This is a genomic window from Butyrivibrio fibrisolvens (assembly GCF_023206215.1).
In the GTDB taxonomy this organism is placed as follows: Bacteria; Bacillota; Clostridia; order Lachnospirales; family Lachnospiraceae; genus Butyrivibrio; species Butyrivibrio fibrisolvens_C.
On sequence record NZ_CP065800.1, the window covers coordinates 2,274,599 to 2,291,449 of the forward strand.

At 40.5% G+C, this 16,851-nt stretch carries 14 protein-coding genes and 1 tRNA gene; 12 read left to right on the forward strand and 3 right to left on the reverse strand.

The window, feature by feature from the left end; genetic code table 11:
* Positions 1-164 precede the first annotated feature (164 nt).
* The 3 genes from I7804_RS09355 (at position 165) to I7804_RS09365 (ending at position 1,997) form a co-directional block, all read left to right on the forward strand.
* A complete protein-coding gene (locus I7804_RS09355) occupies positions 165-1,187 on the forward strand; it encodes a mechanosensitive ion channel family protein (protein WP_248403098.1) in 1,023 nt (340 codons plus the stop codon).
* A gap of 153 nt (positions 1,188-1,340) precedes the next feature.
* Positions 1,341-1,413 (forward strand) — tRNA-Thr (locus I7804_RS09360).
* 98 nt (positions 1,414-1,511) lie between these two features.
* Positions 1,512-1,997, forward strand: coding sequence for a hypothetical protein (locus tag I7804_RS09365; protein WP_248403100.1), 486 nt, complete (start codon positions 1,512-1,514; stop codon positions 1,995-1,997).
* On the opposite strand, the gene I7804_RS09370 is transcribed toward I7804_RS09365, so the two are convergent.
* A complete protein-coding gene (locus I7804_RS09370; RefSeq protein WP_248403101.1) occupies positions 1,978-2,961 on the reverse strand; it encodes a hypothetical protein in 984 nt (327 codons plus the stop codon). The two genes, I7804_RS09365 and I7804_RS09370, sit on opposite strands and share 20 nt — an antisense overlap.
* Positions 2,961-3,620 carry a hypothetical protein gene (locus tag I7804_RS09375; RefSeq protein ID WP_248403103.1) on the reverse strand — a complete coding sequence of 220 codons (660 nt, stop codon included), beginning with the start codon at positions 3,618-3,620 and terminating at the stop codon, positions 2,961-2,963. Before I7804_RS09375 ends, I7804_RS09370 begins: the two co-directional genes overlap by 1 nt.
* Before the next feature lie 284 nt (positions 3,621-3,904).
* On the opposite strand from I7804_RS09375, the gene argH reads away from it, so the two are divergent.
* From argH to I7804_RS09420, 9 genes are all read left to right on the forward strand, one after another.
* Positions 3,905-5,290, forward strand: a complete 1,386-nt coding sequence (gene argH / locus I7804_RS09380) for an argininosuccinate lyase (protein ID WP_248403105.1) — start codon at positions 3,905-3,907, stop codon at positions 5,288-5,290.
* 231 nt (positions 5,291-5,521) lie between these two features.
* Positions 5,522-6,607, forward strand: coding sequence for an aspartate-semialdehyde dehydrogenase (gene asd, locus I7804_RS09385; protein ID WP_022752906.1), 1,086 nt, complete (start codon positions 5,522-5,524; stop codon positions 6,605-6,607).
* A 226-nt stretch (positions 6,608-6,833) separates the two neighbouring features.
* Entirely contained in the window at positions 6,834-8,234 is a 1,401-nt protein-coding gene (locus I7804_RS09390) for a hypothetical protein (RefSeq protein WP_110073769.1), read from the forward strand.
* An 88-nt stretch (positions 8,235-8,322) separates the two neighbouring features.
* Positions 8,323-10,476 carry a DNA topoisomerase gene (locus I7804_RS09395; RefSeq protein WP_248403107.1) on the forward strand — a complete coding sequence of 718 codons (2,154 nt, stop codon included), beginning with the start codon at positions 8,323-8,325 and terminating at the stop codon, positions 10,474-10,476.
* Between the two features lie 117 nt (positions 10,477-10,593).
* Positions 10,594-11,271 carry a UDP-N-acetylglucosamine pyrophosphorylase gene (locus I7804_RS09400; RefSeq protein ID WP_022752909.1) on the forward strand — a complete coding sequence of 226 codons (678 nt, stop codon included), beginning with the start codon at positions 10,594-10,596 and terminating at the stop codon, positions 11,269-11,271.
* Positions 11,272-11,486: 215 nt separating this feature from the next.
* On the forward strand, positions 11,487-12,179 hold the full coding sequence (locus I7804_RS09405; RefSeq protein ID WP_022757072.1) for an iron-sulfur cluster assembly scaffold protein: 693 nt from the start codon (positions 11,487-11,489) through the stop codon (positions 12,177-12,179).
* Positions 12,180-12,203: 24 nt separating this feature from the next.
* Positions 12,204-13,223 carry a GGGtGRT protein gene (locus I7804_RS09410; RefSeq protein ID WP_022752911.1) on the forward strand — a complete coding sequence of 340 codons (1,020 nt, stop codon included), beginning with the start codon at positions 12,204-12,206 and terminating at the stop codon, positions 13,221-13,223.
* Between the two features lie 292 nt (positions 13,224-13,515).
* Positions 13,516-14,538, forward strand: a complete 1,023-nt coding sequence (locus I7804_RS09415) for a hypothetical protein (RefSeq protein ID WP_248403108.1) — start codon at positions 13,516-13,518, stop codon at positions 14,536-14,538.
* Between the two features lie 416 nt (positions 14,539-14,954).
* The gene (locus I7804_RS09420) at positions 14,955-15,845 is read left to right on the forward strand and encodes a YitT family protein (RefSeq protein ID WP_248403109.1); all 891 of its coding nucleotides are present in this window, start codon (positions 14,955-14,957) and stop codon (positions 15,843-15,845) included.
* 45 nt (positions 15,846-15,890) lie between these two features.
* Here the strand turns inward: I7804_RS09420 and I7804_RS09425 are convergent, their stop codons facing one another.
* Positions 15,891-16,496: a manganese efflux pump MntP family protein gene (locus tag I7804_RS09425; protein WP_248403111.1), complete on the reverse strand. Its 606-nt coding sequence runs from the start codon at positions 16,494-16,496 to the stop codon at positions 15,891-15,893.
* Between the last annotated feature and the right edge of the window lie 355 nt (positions 16,497-16,851).

Below are 16,851 nucleotides of genomic sequence, written 5' to 3' on the forward strand. Positions count from 1 at the left end.
ATAAATAACGAGATGATAATAGATCGGTTTGTATCACAAATAGGTACGTGATATAATCAAAGCTCTATACATCGAATCTAATAGATATAGTTATATGCAGATAGAGTGATCAGAAGTAAATAGCTCGAATAGTTTTTAACGGAAGTAAAAGGAATTAGTTTTATATGCTTTACAATTTTTTGATAAACACTTTCGCAGGAGCTGCACTTTCAGGTAGTGCAGCTTCTGCTGCGACTGTAAATTCAGATGCGGCAGCGAATTCAGCTGCTACTGCTTCAACAGCTCTGCAGGAGACCATAGATGTACTTCCTTCTACAGAAGCAGCGGCTGAGACACTTACCAAGATCTCCGGAACAGAGGTTGATCCTTCGGCTTTGGAGAAATTCATGACTGAGCTTCCTGATAAGGCACTTAACTTTGGAATTAAAGTTCTTATAGCACTGGTATTCCTTCTTATATGCTGGAAGTTGTCTAACCTGATAGTCAAGGCAATCCGTAAGTCTATGGAGAAGGCAAGGTCGGATGAGAGCATCATCCACTTTGTATGTAAGTTCATCGAAGTGGGACTTAAGTTCCTGAGCATAGTCCTTGTGGCAGCTTCACTTGGATTTAATTCTGCAAGTATAGTTGCTCTTCTTGGTTCTGCCGGTGTTGCTATAGGTCTTGCTGTTCAGGGTACACTTTCCAATCTTGCAGGTGGTGTGATGATACTGCTTGTAAAGCCCTTCAAGCTTGGAGACTATATCATAGAAGATTCACATGGGCATGAAGGAACTGTTAAGGAGATATCCCTCTTTACAACCAAACTTATAACACCTGATAACAGAGTGATCGTGATTCCTAACGGCGATCTGTCCAATACATCACTTACCAACTCGACAGGCAATAAAGTAAGGCTCCTTCAGGTATTCGTAGGAGTTCCTTACAGTGAGAGTACTAATAAGGTTAGAAGCGTACTTGAAGGCGCTATGAATTCAAGCAAGTACGCACTCAAGGACCGCGAGATGCTGGTTGTAGTCAATGACTTCAAGGATAGCTATATTGAGATGCAGCTTAGATGCTGGGTTAAGTCTTATGAATTCCTTGCATCCAAGTGGGATCTCAATGAGAGAGTCAAGAATGCACTTGATGAAGCCGGAATTGAGATTCCATTTAATCAGGTTGATGTGCATATGAAGCAGGGCTGAGTATATCGTAGTTTGTTGAATTTAAGTACGATTGCAAAAAGTTTGCAAAAAAGCTCATGCATTAAGTACAATCTAGGCTTGAAAAAGGGGATTGTTGCTAGTATAATGAACTTTGTCGGTGCGCAAATAAAGGCGCATCGACATATATAAGATGCTGGAATGGCGCAGTTGGTAGCGCAACTGATTCGTAATCAGTAGGTCGAGGGTTCGAGTCCCTTTTCCAGCTCGGGTGCCGGGTACATCTTTATGATGTAACCGGCATTTTTTGGAATGAGTATTTGGTAATTACTCGTTTGTGTATTTGTTTTTTGGAGGGAGAGGAAAATGTTTAAAATTGACAAAACACACAAAATGATAGTCAGGATAGTTGCTATAGTTCTGGCTATTGCAGCAACAGTCCTTATTATGAAGGATGGCATGGGAGAGAGTTTAGAGGGGATGCTTGAAAAAGCCCAGGCAGGAGGCCTTACGGAGAAGCTTTTGACAGGAATTAGCGTTCCGATGATCGCGGTTATTGTCTATAGTGTCTTTTTTGTTACGGTTGTTGTTGGCGGAGTTGGCTTTTGCCTTCGCACCGGCAGAGCATACGTTATGGGAGAGACTGTCCTTGTAGAAGAGCAGGGTATTATCAAAAGACTGGTTACTGCACTGATTTTTATGTTTGTCTTTGCTGCGGCATTTGGGCTATTGGCAGAGATCAACAATACAGTGGCTGTAGTCTTGGCTGCGATTATTGTTATTGATGCGATAGTCGAGCATGTCTTGCTTATTAGATTTATCGTATTAGGAATTAAGGAGAAGTTTGCCTGAAAACGACCCAGTTATGTGACCAGGGTACCGGAAGACCGAATAGGGTTATTACTTGGCCGGCTGCGTTTTGGTACCAGGAATAGTTCCAGCCGGCGCCCATGTCCATGTACAGAGCGTTGGTGACACCAAGTCTTTGGAGTTCTTCCATAAACTGGGTGAAGTGCATCATATTGACAGAATCGATTATGCACAGATTACCATTAAGTTCAGCCAGAGTTCTATAGCATCTTGCTCGTGGCCTGTCGAAGTTCATGACAACTTCGTGATCTTTGATAAGGCCAAATTGCATGAAGCCATTGCCGCCTGCATCGGCGGCTTTTTTTATTGCGCCTTCCGGATCATTGAATTCAAAAGAAAACTCGCCATCTGCAAATGTAAAAGCAGCAAAAGCATCTTTATTATAGGGACTTGTATAGTAGGCTCCGTTTACAGCATGGTCCCCTTCAACATTCTCCTGACTAAAGTCAAGACTTACCGTATGCTGAAAGGCAGCCCCGCTGCACCATGTGATGGAATCATCAGACTTGGAAGGACGATCTTTGCATACAAGTTCTACATTGGAATATTCAGGGAAGAAGATATAGACCTTGCCTGTGTTGTATATTGTTGTCTCATTCCCTGGGATGATCTTATCGACAGGCATGCTGGAAGCATCTATACTTTCAGGAATATTAATATGATATTGGGATATAAGCCCCATAAATATAAAAGCGAATGATGGAATTACAAGAATAGATGACAGGTAAAAAAAGCGGTATATAGCTTTAAAGGGCTTGAACGAAAGTTTTTCTGGTCCCCACAGATATATTATAAGGGTGATGACCTGAACAAGAGCAAGTGAAAAGTAGACCATAAATAAAAGGTTAAGCCACATCTGTGCTACAAAAAAGCAGGTAAAGGCGCATAGAGATAAAAGCGCCATTGTCATAAGCCAGATCCCGGATATACGTTTACGCAGAGTCATTAGCGGTTTTTCCTTTCACGTTTTTCTTTTAGAAGTTCATGATGCAGGAGCTTAAATGAATCAAACTGCGATTCTATGCAGATCAGCATGAATAGTATAGACATGTCAGATATATACAAAAGTGCATTGGCCCACAAAATCAAAGCAGAAAAGCCCAGCATGCTGTTGGTTACTATGAGGATGATGTAAATAATAATTTTAAAAATGATAGCCATTCGGTTGAATATAACATTCTCCGGATTACCATGAAGTGCATAATTGATTAGAAAATGATTGATAGTGATTATAATAGTCATGAGAAAAGACATACCGGCGGCTGCCAGATACAGGCTTCCCTGAACACCAACAACCAGGTATACGTCAAAATCCTGCTCACTCCAAAGCTTCCCCAGAACAAGATAAGCTTCCTGATACATAAAGCAAAAGAGAACGCCGCCCATAAGCCCTTTGGCAACGTCCCAGTTGTAATGACGGAACGCAAAGAACATGGCAATGGTCGTTACGAGCTTTATCGTAATCTCAAATATAGTCAGATAACTTCCGCCCTGAAGACATAACAAAGCAAAAGAAGCTATGCTTGTAAGTACAGCTAACAAGCATGCGACCGCCATCATATTTTCATTTAAGAAGATGGATTCAGAACTTTTTCCTTTTATCATTGCTGCCTCGTATGGTTTTGGATTTTGAAAAAACGATAATTGTATACCTAACATATTTTATCAAAAGTATATAAAGGATAATAGTCATAATAGGGACAATTCAGTTTGACCCTGCTATTATTTTATTATACTTAATAATATAATGGCTTTATAAGATAAAATGAATATTGCACGAATAAAAATGCATAATACATTCAGAAATATACATTTTAGAACTTGCATTGCTATAGTTAATGTGGTAAAGTAGCATTCATAACATGTATAAATATACAGGAGGAATTCATATGGCACAACTTTGGGGTGGCCGTTTTCAAGGTAAAACAGACCAGCTTGCCTGGGATTTTAATGCATCTATATCTTTTGATAAAAGGCTCTTGGAGGCAGATGTACGAGGCTCCAGAGCTCATGTAACAATGCTTGCCAAACAGGGAATCATCACAGATGAAGATAAAGAGGCTATCTTCAAGGGGCTTGACTCTATCATGGCAGATGTTGAGAGCGGTAAGCTTTCTATAACTACTGAATATGAAGATGTACACAGCTTTATAGAAGCTAATCTCATAGACAGGATAGGCGATGCCGGCAAGAAGATGCATACAGGGCGTAGCCGTAACGACCAGGTTGCGCTTGATATGAGACTTTATACAAGAGATAAGGTTAAAGAGACGCAGGAACTTATTATCGATATGCTCAAAACTCTTCTTGATCTTCAAAAAGAGCATATTGATACCTACATGCCAGGCTTTACACACCTTCAGAAGGCGCAGCCTCTTACACTTGCCCATCATCTTGGTGCGTATTTTGAGATGTTCAAGCGTGATGCCCTCCGTATGAAGGATATCTATAAGAGAATGAATTATTGTCCTTTAGGATCAGGCGCTCTTGCAGGTACTACTTATGATCTGGACAGAGAGTATACAGCAAAGCTCCTTGACTTTGATGGCCCTACTCTTAACAGTATGGACTCTGTAGCAGACAGAGATTATCTTCTTGAGTATATGTCTGCGCTTGCTATCATGCAGATGCACCTTTCAAGATTCTCAGAGGAAGTTATCATCTGGAACTCTAATGAGTATCAGTTCGTGACTATAGATGATGCCTACTCTACAGGCAGCAGTATCATGCCTCAAAAGAAGAACCCTGATATAGCTGAGCTTGTACGCGGTAAGACAGGCAGGATCTACGGAGATCTCATGAGTCTTCTTACTACCATGAAGGGTATACCTCTTGCATACAACAAGGATATGCAGGAAGACAAAGAGGTAGCATTTGATGCGATGGACAATGCCTTAAACTGCCTGATTCTTTTTACAGATATGCTTAGAACCCTTAAGTTCAACAAAGAGGTCATGCAAAAGAGTGCGATGAACGGATTTACAAATGCAACTGATGCAGCAGATTATCTGGTTGTTAAGGGTGTTCCTTTCAGGGATGCACATTCTGTTATAGGTAGGATCGTACTTCACTGTATAGATAAGGGATGTGCTATTGATGATCTTGATATAGATACGCTTAAGTCTTTTGATGAACATTTCGATAATGATATATACGAAGCAATATCTCTTAAGACCTGTGTTGAAAAGAGACTTACCATCGGAGCTCCCGGTATAAGTGCTATGGAGAAAGTCATTGCAGTCAATGAGAAGTTCATTGAAGACTATAAGATTTGAAATAAGTTTGTGGCTAAAAATATATAAGAGAAATATATACAAGAAAAATATATACAAGAACTATATGTAAGAACACTGTTTTTATGCAAAGATATATAAAAGTTTTTGACTATATGGTAAAAAATGTATATTTTATCTCTTTTCACAGAGAAAAAAATAAGATTATAATAAACAGCAAATTAACGCGCTAAAGTACGGGACGCGTAAAAGCATTGGAAGAGGAGCATTATTATGAGTGAAAAGTTGAAAGTGGCAGTCCTTGGTGCAACAGGTATGGTAGGTCAGAGATTCATCTCTATTCTTTCAGATCATCCATGGTTTGAAGTTACTACAGTTGCAGCCAGCCCCAGAAGTGCAGGTAAGACTTATGAAGAGAGCGTCGGAGACAGATGGAAGATGGATGATCCGATGCCGGAAGCAGTTAAGAATCTTGTAATTAAGGATGTAACAGACGTTAAGGGCGTTGCATCTGATGTTGATTTCGTTCTGTCAGCTGTTAACATGAGCAAGGATGAGATCAAGGCTATAGAAGAGGAGTATGCTAAAACTGAGACTCCTGTTATCTCTAACAATTCAGCTCACCGCTGGACACCTGATGTTCCTATGATCGTACCTGAGATCAACCCTCAGCACAGCGATGTCATCGAATATCAGAAAAAGCGTCTTGGTACTACAAGAGGCTTCATCGCAGTTAAGCCCAACTGTTCTATCCAGAGCTATACACCTGCTCTTGCTGCATGGAAAGAGTATGGCCCTTATGAAGTTGTAGCTACAACATACCAGGCTATCTCAGGTGCAGGTAAGAACTTCAAAGAGTGGCCTGAAATGGTTGGCAACATCATTCCATTCATCTCAGGAGAAGAAGAGAAGTCAGAGCTTGAGCCTCTTAGAATCTTCGGTCATATCGAAAATGGTGTGATAGTTCCTGCTGAGAGCCCTGTTATCACAACACAGTGCATCCGTGTTCCTGTTCTTTATGGTCACACAGCAGCTGCTTTTGTAAGATTCAAGAAGGAAGCTACTAAGGAAGAACTTATTGAGAAGCTTGTTTCATTTACAGGTAAGCCTCAGGAACTTGGCCTTCCATCTGCTCCTAAGCAGTTCATCCAGTACCTTGAAGATGACAATCGTCCTCAGGTTGCGCTTGATGTTAATTATGAAGGCGGTATGGGTGTGTCTATCGGAAGACTTCGTAAGGACAGCGTATATGACTGGAAGTTCGTAGGTCTTTCACATAACACTCTCAGAGGAGCAGCAGGCGGCGCTGTAGAGTGCGCTGAGCTTATGAAGGCTCTTGGATATATTCAGGCCAAGTAATTGAAAGAGTTTCTATCGCGGGATTTTGCGGCTGATTGTAGTCTGAAAGCCTCTGATATAGATAAAAGAAGAATTCTTAATTTATTATAAAAACTATTATAGAATTCTACTGAGATTTGTTTTATAATAAGCGTTGGTGTTGACACTTTCCTGATGCCTTGGGATGAGGGGGCGACTAGGGATAGATGACTTCACTGACGCTTATTCTATTGGGAGGAATCTTATAATGATTACTTTACAGATCCTAATTGCAGCCTTGGTTGCAGAATTGCCTTTTTCAGGTAATACTTTCAGTGTTTGGGATATAGCCCTTATCGGACTTATTACCATAATAGGCAGATTGTTATGTACTAAACTTCTCAAGGTTCATGGCCTTGCGAATGCAATTTCTTTTAACCTTTCACTTATCACAGCATCAGTGCCGATGATCCATTATATCTGGTGGCATGCAGCTAATGGAGCAGAGTATTCTACAGCTTCTAACGTATGGATGCTGATCCTGTGCGGTATCATCTGGCTCCTTTTCTGGAGACTTATCAATCCTTGGTACTATACTAAGGTTGACGGTTCATATGTTGCTATGAACTTTATTCCATATTTTGAGAACAGCGTAGTTCTTCGCGCTGTATGCGGAGTTATCCAGCTCCTTCCTATGACAATATTTGTAGCTTTCGTATGGTATGGATTTGCAGGACACTTCAGCCCTAAGGCTATTGCAGGTCTTGTACTTGCCAATGTTGTATGGGTAGCTGCATTCCTTTATCTTGTAGCAAGAGATTACAAGAAGCACCCTGAAGCTGTGATCGAGACAGTTAAGGATCCATATTCAGATCACGTTGAGAACGAGACAGAGTCCCGTTTTGAAGTTAAGCTTTCTGCTAAGAACTACAGACTCTTTACAATCTGTAAGGTAGTAGTACTCTATGCAGCATTCTGCCTTGACGGTCTGTACTATGACAGAATTCATAATGACCTGAATGAGGCATTCTCACATACAGTAGGTATCCCGTTCCTTATCTCTGTACTTGCTGTACTTGCAGCTTATCTCTTACAGGAGAGACTTAGCCTTCGTCTTATTGTTAACAAGAACCGCTTTGGTATCCACAAGATCTTCAGCTTTGGTGAAGTTGTAGATGAGAAGGATATGGTTGACTACGAGATATCAGGCAAGAATGCAAACTCTATTGCACTTACATATTTCAATGACAACAATAACAAAATGATCCGTTTCGATGGCGCATATGACAATGTATCTACGCTCAAGAACTACATCGTAGAAGAGACAGCTATCGAGAGATATACACCTAAGACTCCTGCTCAGAAGAAAGAAGAGCTTGAAGCTCGCAGAGCACAGAAGGCAGCTCAGAGAGAAGAAAAGAAGAGAACAGCTCCTGAAAGAAAGGAAGCTAAGAAAGCCAAGAAGCTTGCTGAAAAGGAAAAGAAATCAGCAGAAAGAGAGCTTTCCAAAGAAAGAAATAAGATTGAAAAAGAGGCAAGACAAAAGCACGAAGAAAGAGAAAAACTTGCTAAGAAGAGAAAAGCTGAAAGAGATAAAAAACGTGCAGAAGAAGCAGCTTCTAAGAAAAAAGATGTCGAAGAAGAGACTAAGGCTAAGAAAAATGCCTGATAAGGGATTTGCCTAACCTGCAATGTAAAGGTCATGCCCGGCGGCATGACCTTTTTTAAACGAAAAAACCGCTTTTTTAGGAGGTCTAATGTCAAAAAGCGTTTATATAGCGGAGAAACCAAGTGTAGCTCAGGCTTTTGGAGCTGCTCTTGAGCACGCTGATAACGAAAAATACAGAAAAGCAGACGGATACTGGGAATCAGACAATTCTATCATAACCTGGTGCGTAGGACATCTTGTCACAATGAGTTATCCGGAAGTCTATGATGAGAAGTACAAGAAGTGGCAGATGGATACACTTCCTTTCATTCCGGAAGAATTCAAATACGAAGTTATACCAAGCGTACGCAAGCAGTTCAATATTGTAAGCGGCATACTTAACCGTGCTGATGTTGATACTATATACATCTGCACTGACTCGGGACGAGAGGGTGAGTATATATACAGACTTGTTGACCGCCAGGCCGGTGTAAAGGATAAGACCAGGAAGCGTGTCTGGATCGACTCTCAGACAGAAGAGGAGATCATCAGAGGTATCAGAGAAGCCAAGGATGACTCAGCATATGATAATCTTGGATCGGCAGCTTATCTTCGCGCCAAGGAAGATTATCTTATGGGTATCAACTTCTCAAGAGCTCTGACACTTAGATATGGCTATAATATCAAGACATATCTGGGCGCTGATAAGGGAGTTGTATCTGTAGGACGAGTTATGACCTGTGTTCTGGGCATAGTTGTTGACAGAGAGCGTGAGATCAGGAACTTCGTCAAGACATCTTTCTATAAAGTCAATGCTGCCCTTGCTATAGGTGACAGGAATCCGGATGCTGAGTGGAAAGTTCAGCCTGAGAGTAAGTATGATCAGTCCCCGGCTCTTTATTCTGAAAAGGGCTTTAAGAAAAAAGAAGATGCTGATGCTCTCATAGAACTGTGCAAACAATCTGCCGATCCTCTTGAACTTACTGTAGCAAAAGCTGAGAAAAAGAAAGAAACCAAGAATGCACCGCTTCTTTATAACCTTGCGGAACTTCAGAATGACTGTTCCAGATTCTTCAAGATCAATCCTGATGAGACACTTGCTGTAGCTCAGGAACTATATGAGAAGAAGCTTACAACTTATCCAAGAACAGATGCCAGAGTATTATCATCTGCTATCTGTAAGGTAATAGATAAGAATATATCAGGTCTTACCAATTATCCTCAGGCAGGTGTGTATGCTAAGTCGATCCTGCAGCACGAGTCATATAAAGGTATAGCCAAGACCAGGTACTGCGATGATAAGGCGATAACCGATCACTATGCTATCATACCTACAGGCCAGGGCTTATCTGCACTTTCCGGATGCTCTGCTACTACACAAAAGGTATACGAGATCATTGTAAGAAGATTCCTTGCTATATTCTTCCCGGCTGCTCAGTATCAGAAGGTTGCGCTTGATCTTGAACTTCAGCTCAGTCAGTCCAAGGAATTGCCCGGAGGTGAGAGCGTTCCATACAAAGAGCACTTCTACAGTAACTTCAAGGTTCTATCTTCAAAGGGCTATCTTCATGTGATGGATTATTCTTTCTTTAAGAAAAAAGAAAAAGACAGTGAGGGTGAAAACAGTGCTGAAAATGAAGAGCAGATGACGGATGAAGCTTTCTTTGAAGAACTTCAGAAGATCAGAAAGGGAAGTAAGATCCCTGTATCCGGAATGTCTGTAAAGGAAGGTGAGACAGCTCCGCCTAAGCGCTATAATTCAGGAACCATGATCCTTACAATGGAGAATGCAGGACAGTTTATAGAAGATGAAGAATTAAGATCCCAGATCAAGGGAAGCGGAATCGGAACATCAGCAACACGTGCCGGTATCCTTACCAAGCTTTTTGCCATCAAGTATCTGAATCTTAACAAGAAGACGCAGATCATAACACCTACGCAGCTGGGCGAGATGGTATATGAGACAGTAGCTATATCAATGAAGCCTATGCTCAATCCTGCACTTACCGCGTCCTGGGAGAAAGGACTTACAGGAGTTGCAGAAGGTGCTATTTCTGAAAAAGAATACATGGACAAGCTGGACGACTTCGTATCAAGAAGAACCAATCAGGTCAAAGAGAACAATTACAAGAACCAGCTGATGCAAAGGTTCAGGACGATAGATCAGTACTATCCTGAAGCTAAGAAGTCATCGGGTTCGAAAGCATCAGGTGCTAAAGGATCTGGTGATAAAGCTAAGACATCATCTGGGAAAAACAGTTGAAATGGTTCTAAAAAAGCAATAACATTAAACAGCAATAAAAAATTAGAAAAGGCATTGAATACTTAATATTGAATATAAAATAATAAATTTGTTTTTATCAATGCAGGAGGAACTATTATGTTAGAAGCATATACTATTAAAAATATGTACGATTTAAATGAAACTATAGCAGCAGATCTTTTTGAGGGAGCTACATATCCTTGGGAAGTTCTCTCTAAGATCAAGGACTTCATAGCTGAGCTTGGTCCAAAGCTTCCTAAGGACAAGTTCGAGCAAAGAGGAGAGCATGTATGGGTAGCTAAGAGTGCTACAGTATTTGACTCAGCATATCTTGGAGACTATTGTATCATCGATGAAGATGCTGAAGTCCGCCAGTGCGCTTTCATTAGAGGTAATGCTATCGTGGGCAAGGGAGCTGTAGTAGGCAACTCTACTGAGCTTAAGAACGTAGTCCTTTTTAACAAGGTTCAGGTTCCTCATTACAACTATGTTGGAGACTCTGTCCTTGGAAACTACGCACATATGGGCGCAGGTTCTATCACATCCAATGTTAAGAGTGACAAGAAGCTTGTTGTAGTCAAGGATACAGCATCTGATGATAAGTGCGAGACAGGTCTTAAGAAGTTTGGTGCTATGCTAGGCGATCATGTAGAAGTTGGCTGTAACAGCGTACTTAACCCAGGTACCTGCATCGGAAGATGGTCCAATATCTATCCTACAAGCTGCGTGCGTGGATGCATTCCGGATCATCATATCTACAAGAATCAGGACAACATCGTGCCCAAGCATGACTAATACTATCTGCCTTGGTGACGATATGAGATATTAGGCAGTATTTATGCATAGCTTATATTTGTAATGTATAAAAAGCTGTTAAAAAAATATCATTCCCCATTGAAATTAAAGAGATTATATGCAAAAATAGGATTGGTGCTTGGCAGACACCAATCTATTTTTTTATTCGGTAGTAAGTAATGAAAGTTACTTTACAATACGAAAGGAGATTTTACATGATTTACTCAACAGAGGTAAAAAACATGTGCCCTGTAACTCAAGGGGTACACCATGGCGCAGCTCCCATTCCGGAAGAGGCTAAGTGGGTTAAGTCAAAAGAAATAAAGGACATCTCAGGCTATACACATGGTATCGGCTGGTGTGCTCCTCAGCAGGGCTGCTGTAAGCTTTCCCTTAACGTTAAGGAAGGTATCATTCAGGAGGCACTTGTAGAGACTATCGGATGTTCAGGTATGACACATTCTGCAGCTATGGCTTCAGAAATTCTTCCTGGCCTTACAGTTCTTGAAGCTCTTAACACAGACCTTGTTTGTGATGCTATTAATACAGCTATGAGAGAGCTCTTCCTTCAGATCGTTTATGGTAGATCACAGTCTGCATTCTCTGAAGACGGACTTCAGATCGGTGCAGGTCTTGAAGACCTTGGTAAGGGTAACCGTTCAATGGTTGGTACAACATACGGTACTCTTGAGAAGGGACCTCGTTACCTTGAGCTCACAGATGGTTACATTACAGATATCGCTCTTGATGAGAACGATGAGATCATCGGATACAAGTATGTTAACTTTGGTAAGATGATGGACTTCATCAAAGCTGGTGATGATGCCAACACAGCTCTTGAGAAGGCTAAAGGACAGTATGGACGTGTTGCTGATGCAGTTCGTTGCATTGATCCTAGACACGAGTAATTATAGGTAAGGAGGAATATAATAATGGCTTTATTTGAATCATATGAAAGAAGAGAGCCCCAGATCCTGGCTTGCCTTAAGGAGTATGGAATCTCTTCAATAGAAGAATGTAGAGATATTTGCATGAATGCTGGTATCGATGTTTACAAGCTCATCGAAGGCATTCAGCCAATTTGTTTTGAGAACGCTAAGTGGGCTTACACAGTAGGTGCTGCTATCGCTATCAAGAAGAACTGCCGTAAGGCTGCTGATGCTGCTGCAGCAATCGGTATCGGTCTTCAGGCTTTCTGTATCCCTGGATCAGTTGCTGATCGTCGTAAGGTAGGTCTTGGCCATGGTAACCTTGGTAAGATGCTCCTTGAAGAGGACACAGAGTGCTTCGCATTCCTTGCTGGTCACGAGTCATTCGCAGCAGCTGAGGGTGCTATCGGTATCGCTGAGAAGGCTAACAAGGTTCGTAAAAAGCCTCTTCGCGTTATCCTTAACGGTCTTGGAAAAGACGCTGCACAGATCATTTCTCGTATCAACGGTTTCACATATGTAGAGACTGAGTACGATTACTACACAGGTGAGGTTAAGGAAGTATTCAGAAAGTGCTACTCTAAGGATGCTAACTCTCCTCGTGCAAAGGTTAACTGCTACGGCGCTAACGACGTACAGGAAGGCGTTGCTATCATGTGGAAGGAGAACGTTGACGTATCTATCACAGGTAACTCAACTAACCCTACAAGATTCCAGCACCCAGTTGCAGGTACATACAAGAAAGAGCGTATTGAAGCTGGTAAGAAGTACTTCTCAGTTGCTTCAGGTGGTGGTACAGGTCGTACACTTCACCCAGATAACATGGCTGCAGGTCCTGCTTCCTATGGTATGACAGATACTATGGGTCGTATGCACTCAGACGCTCAGTTCGCAGGTTCATCTTCAGTTCCTGCTCACGTTGAGATGATGGGTCTTATCGGCGCTGGTAACAACCCTATGGTTGGTATGACTGTTTCTACAGCTGTATCTATCGAAGAGGCTGCAAAGGCTGGTAAGTTCTAATTATCAAACATAAGTGTAAGTAATGAAGGCCGTCACACTGTTTTGGTGTGGCGGCTTTTTTTGCTAAATAACCAGGCTTTAAACATTTCAAAATGCAATTTACGGTTTGATGTGCATTTCGTCGTATCAAAGATGCATTCTGTCGTATCTGGTAATTAAGAAATTTGATTTACTTGTATAATAATTATGGCTTTGTTGCGACTGGGGAAAACTAAAAGACTCAGAGGACATAGATAAGTATTACTGTTGCAGTAAATGGTTTATTATTATATTTGTTTGGAGGAGATACGCATTGACTTATCAGGTAAGAGAATCAGCTGGATTTAAGATTTTTGATATTGTAGGAATGATGATCATCGGAGGCTTTTCTATTGGAGGATACGGTTTTATTTTAAAATACCTAGTATTGGAATCAGCTATGGAATATGCGATATTTACAGGAATCAGCATCGCCTTTTTGGCGTTTATTGCATATTGTTTGTATCAATCTCTTTCCGATAAGAGAGTGGCAGTGACTGTTAATGAAAGGGATAGGTATTTTATCATCCAAAGGACTTTAGGAGCGCCTGAAACAGTATATGCCAATGAGATTACTGCCTGGTATGCCGATGTAATAACATATTTATCAAAAGGCGGTTTTAAGACCACCGATTGTATTACCATCAGGTATGGAGGTAGGAAGGTCAAAATCCCATATTATTTTGATAATTATGCAAGAATGGTCAATTCCCTTAAAAGGCTTGCAGGAAATCAGGCTCAGGGAGCACCAATAGATGAGAGCAAACTAAGTCCTGACAGTGCTATAGATTGTCTTGTAAAACAGCTCGATCCTGCAAAAACTTATGATTTTAACATAACTTATGTAACTGACTGTGCTTTTATAGGATTCAGACCTGATCATCATAAGGCTACAGCCTTGTTATACAGGCAGAATGGCAGAACTCTTCAGGAGTCATTCTTTACTTATCTTTGTTCACGTTTCGACGAGTGGGATGAAGATCTGGCAAGACAGCTAAGAGAGGTGAATTTTAATATCCGTCCTGTAAATGGTGGCTTTCCTGAGATGATCAGCTATGAGTCGCCAAAGGCAAGAAAGAAAAAAAGAGATGTTCAGGAACATGCTGAGGGGCTGTATTATTACCTTTTACAAAATCTTGGAGAGCCGGTTGGAATGTATGAAAATGCTGAACCCTTAAGTCAATATGCCGGAAAGATTTTGGGAGAGGAACTCTTATATGACGAAGTTGAGCATTTGTATTTTGTAGTATTTGATCAGTATATCCTTTGTATAGTTATGGCTGTTGACAACGATTGAACTGTTTTTTTAGGAACTCAAACTTTTCACTTGGACGTTTGAGTTAGGAAGAAAAGTGCAAGTTTGAAAGTGTTCCACTTTCAAACCCAAATTGATGACGCGAGCTCCATCAATTTGAACCATTAGTCACTCGTTTCACTCGCAACATGAGGTTAATTATGACATAATTGAAAATCCTACAGGAAGAAGCTGATTTCATGAAAACTTAATGCATATTTGTATACACAAAAACATACATAAATATTGCATTTACCTATATACATTAAAAACAATGTAGGTGTAGAATAAATCTGGCATTTGACCGATATAGATATGAGAACATGTTATATATTGTAGCAATTAGTATTATTAATGCTGGTATACATGGCATTTATTATCCGGTCAGCCAAGATTATCATTTAAGAGGTATACATACTATGTTGCGTAAAAAATTAGCATCAAGAGAAGTTCTTCAGTTTAAGCGTAGTGATATATGGAGGATAATTCTATGTATCTGCGCCGGAATACTTATGTCAGTCAACCTTCGTACATTCGTTTATACAGGAGATCTTCTTCCGGGAGGTTTTGCAGGACTTACACTCCTTCTACAGGCTATCTTCCATAAGTTCCTTGGAATAACAGTTCCATACGGCGTTATTTATTTCCTCATGAACTCAGTACCGATAGTGATAGCTTTTAAATTTATAGGCAAGAAGTTCACTCTCTATTCATGTATTACAATACTTTTAGTGACGTTCTTAACTGATATAATACCTGTCTATGCCATAACCTATGATGTGCTTCTTATCAGTATCTTTGGAGGACTCATCAACGGATTTGCAATCACCTTGTGTCTTAAGGCTGATGCGACAACAGGTGGAACAGATTTTATAGCTATAGCGATATCTGAAAGATTCGGTATTGATTCTTTTAACTATATTCTGTTCTTTAATGCAATAATCCTTACAATAGATGGTTATATCTTTGGATGGGACAAAGCGCTGTATTCGATCATCTTCCAGTTCTCATCTACACAGGTAATACATATCTTATACAAAAGGTATAAGAAGAATACGCTCCTTATCGTCACCCAGAAGCCCAAAGAGATCGCTGATATGATCTATGAGCTTACAGGCCACGGTGCTACAGATATTGAAGCTTACGGATCCTATCAGAATGCGGACAGGACGATAGTCTATTCGGTTGTATCAAGTGACGAGCTTAGAACAGTAGTGTCAGAGATACTTGACATAGATCCCGATGCTTTCCTTAATGTTATTAAGACAGAACAGCTTAGCGGTAAGTTCCATCTTCATCCTAATGATTAAAAAAACACCACACTCCCAATCATCACGGGAATGTGGTGTTTTTTATCAAATAAATGATTTTATGAATATTTCCAATCCGATTGCAATAAGTATTCCGCCTCCAAGGAAGTTGGCATATTTGTGGAGCTTGCATCCGAAGATCTTTCCAAGCTTTACACCTATCATGCAGATTATGAAGGTTACAACTGCTATGACAAGTGAACTTGCAAATGCTCTTATAGTGCTATAGTTTGCTATTGCAAATCCAACAGAGAGAGCATCTATAGAGGTTGCGATTCCCTGGATTATCAGTGTCTTAGTGCTTATTTTCTTTTCCCCTTTTGCAATGGCTTCTTCCTTTTGCTCTTTGGCATTATCTTCGCCTTTGATTCCATCTACTATCATCTGGATTCCGATGTATAGAAGGAGTAGAAGAGCAATCCACGGGATGAATTTCTGGAATGATACGAAGGCTTCCTGGATTGTGTGTACACACAGCCATCCGATCATTGGCATTGCGAACTGGAAGAAGGCATATATGCCGGCCATCTTGGCATGCCTTGAACTTGACATGCATGGCTCTTTAAGCCCGTTTGCAATGCTCACAGAAAAAGCGTCCATAGCAAGACCGATGCCAAGGCCTATACTAAGGATTAAGAATTCGATTATCATAGTCTGTACCTGCCTGTTATTTGATTTTTGATGTTGGAACATATAAATGCGTTCATACATATCTGATAGTGATGATACATCTACATGTCCTTATTACATTGCTGCAATGTGTGCTGATGTAACTTTGATGCACATAAAAAACGAGACACATGTAAAACCCCCATAGTTTATATGAAAGTTTTACATGAGTCTCGCAATTTAAAATAAGCCAGGTTCTTGCCAAAACCAGTATGTTGACTTATTACGTATCAAAATCACGCTTGCTACTCCCTCATGGAGCAAATAAAAACAAGACTTAAATTTTCATCTAAGTCTTGTTTACTTTAACATAGTTATTAGGTTATGACAAGTGTTA

Bases quoted from the DNA above. Each gene is read 5' to 3' on its own strand.
- I7804_RS09365 (WP_248403100.1), top strand. From the start codon at position 1,512: ATGTTTAAAATTGACAAAACACACAAAATGATAGTCAGGATAGTTGCT.
- I7804_RS09355 (WP_248403098.1), top strand. From the start codon at position 165: ATGCTTTACAATTTTTTGATAAACACTTTCGCAGGAGCTGCACTTTCA.
- I7804_RS09425 (WP_248403111.1), bottom strand. From the start codon at position 16,496: ATGATAATCGAATTCTTAATCCTTAGTATAGGCCTTGGCATCGGTCTT.
- I7804_RS09375 (WP_248403103.1), bottom strand. From the start codon at position 3,620: ATGATAAAAGGAAAAAGTTCTGAATCCATCTTCTTAAATGAAAATATG.
- I7804_RS09410 (WP_022752911.1), top strand. From the start codon at position 12,204: ATGGCTTTATTTGAATCATATGAAAGAAGAGAGCCCCAGATCCTGGCT.
- argH (WP_248403105.1), top strand. From the start codon at position 3,905: ATGGCACAACTTTGGGGTGGCCGTTTTCAAGGTAAAACAGACCAGCTT.
- I7804_RS09390 (WP_110073769.1), top strand. From the start codon at position 6,834: ATGATTACTTTACAGATCCTAATTGCAGCCTTGGTTGCAGAATTGCCT.
- I7804_RS09405 (WP_022757072.1), top strand. From the start codon at position 11,487: ATGATTTACTCAACAGAGGTAAAAAACATGTGCCCTGTAACTCAAGGG.
- I7804_RS09420 (WP_248403109.1), top strand. From the start codon at position 14,955: ATGTTGCGTAAAAAATTAGCATCAAGAGAAGTTCTTCAGTTTAAGCGT.
- asd (WP_022752906.1), top strand. From the start codon at position 5,522: ATGAGTGAAAAGTTGAAAGTGGCAGTCCTTGGTGCAACAGGTATGGTA.
- I7804_RS09370 (WP_248403101.1), bottom strand. From the start codon at position 2,961: ATGACTCTGCGTAAACGTATATCCGGGATCTGGCTTATGACAATGGCG.
- I7804_RS09400 (WP_022752909.1), top strand. From the start codon at position 10,594: ATGTTAGAAGCATATACTATTAAAAATATGTACGATTTAAATGAAACT.
- I7804_RS09395 (WP_248403107.1), top strand. From the start codon at position 8,323: ATGTCAAAAAGCGTTTATATAGCGGAGAAACCAAGTGTAGCTCAGGCT.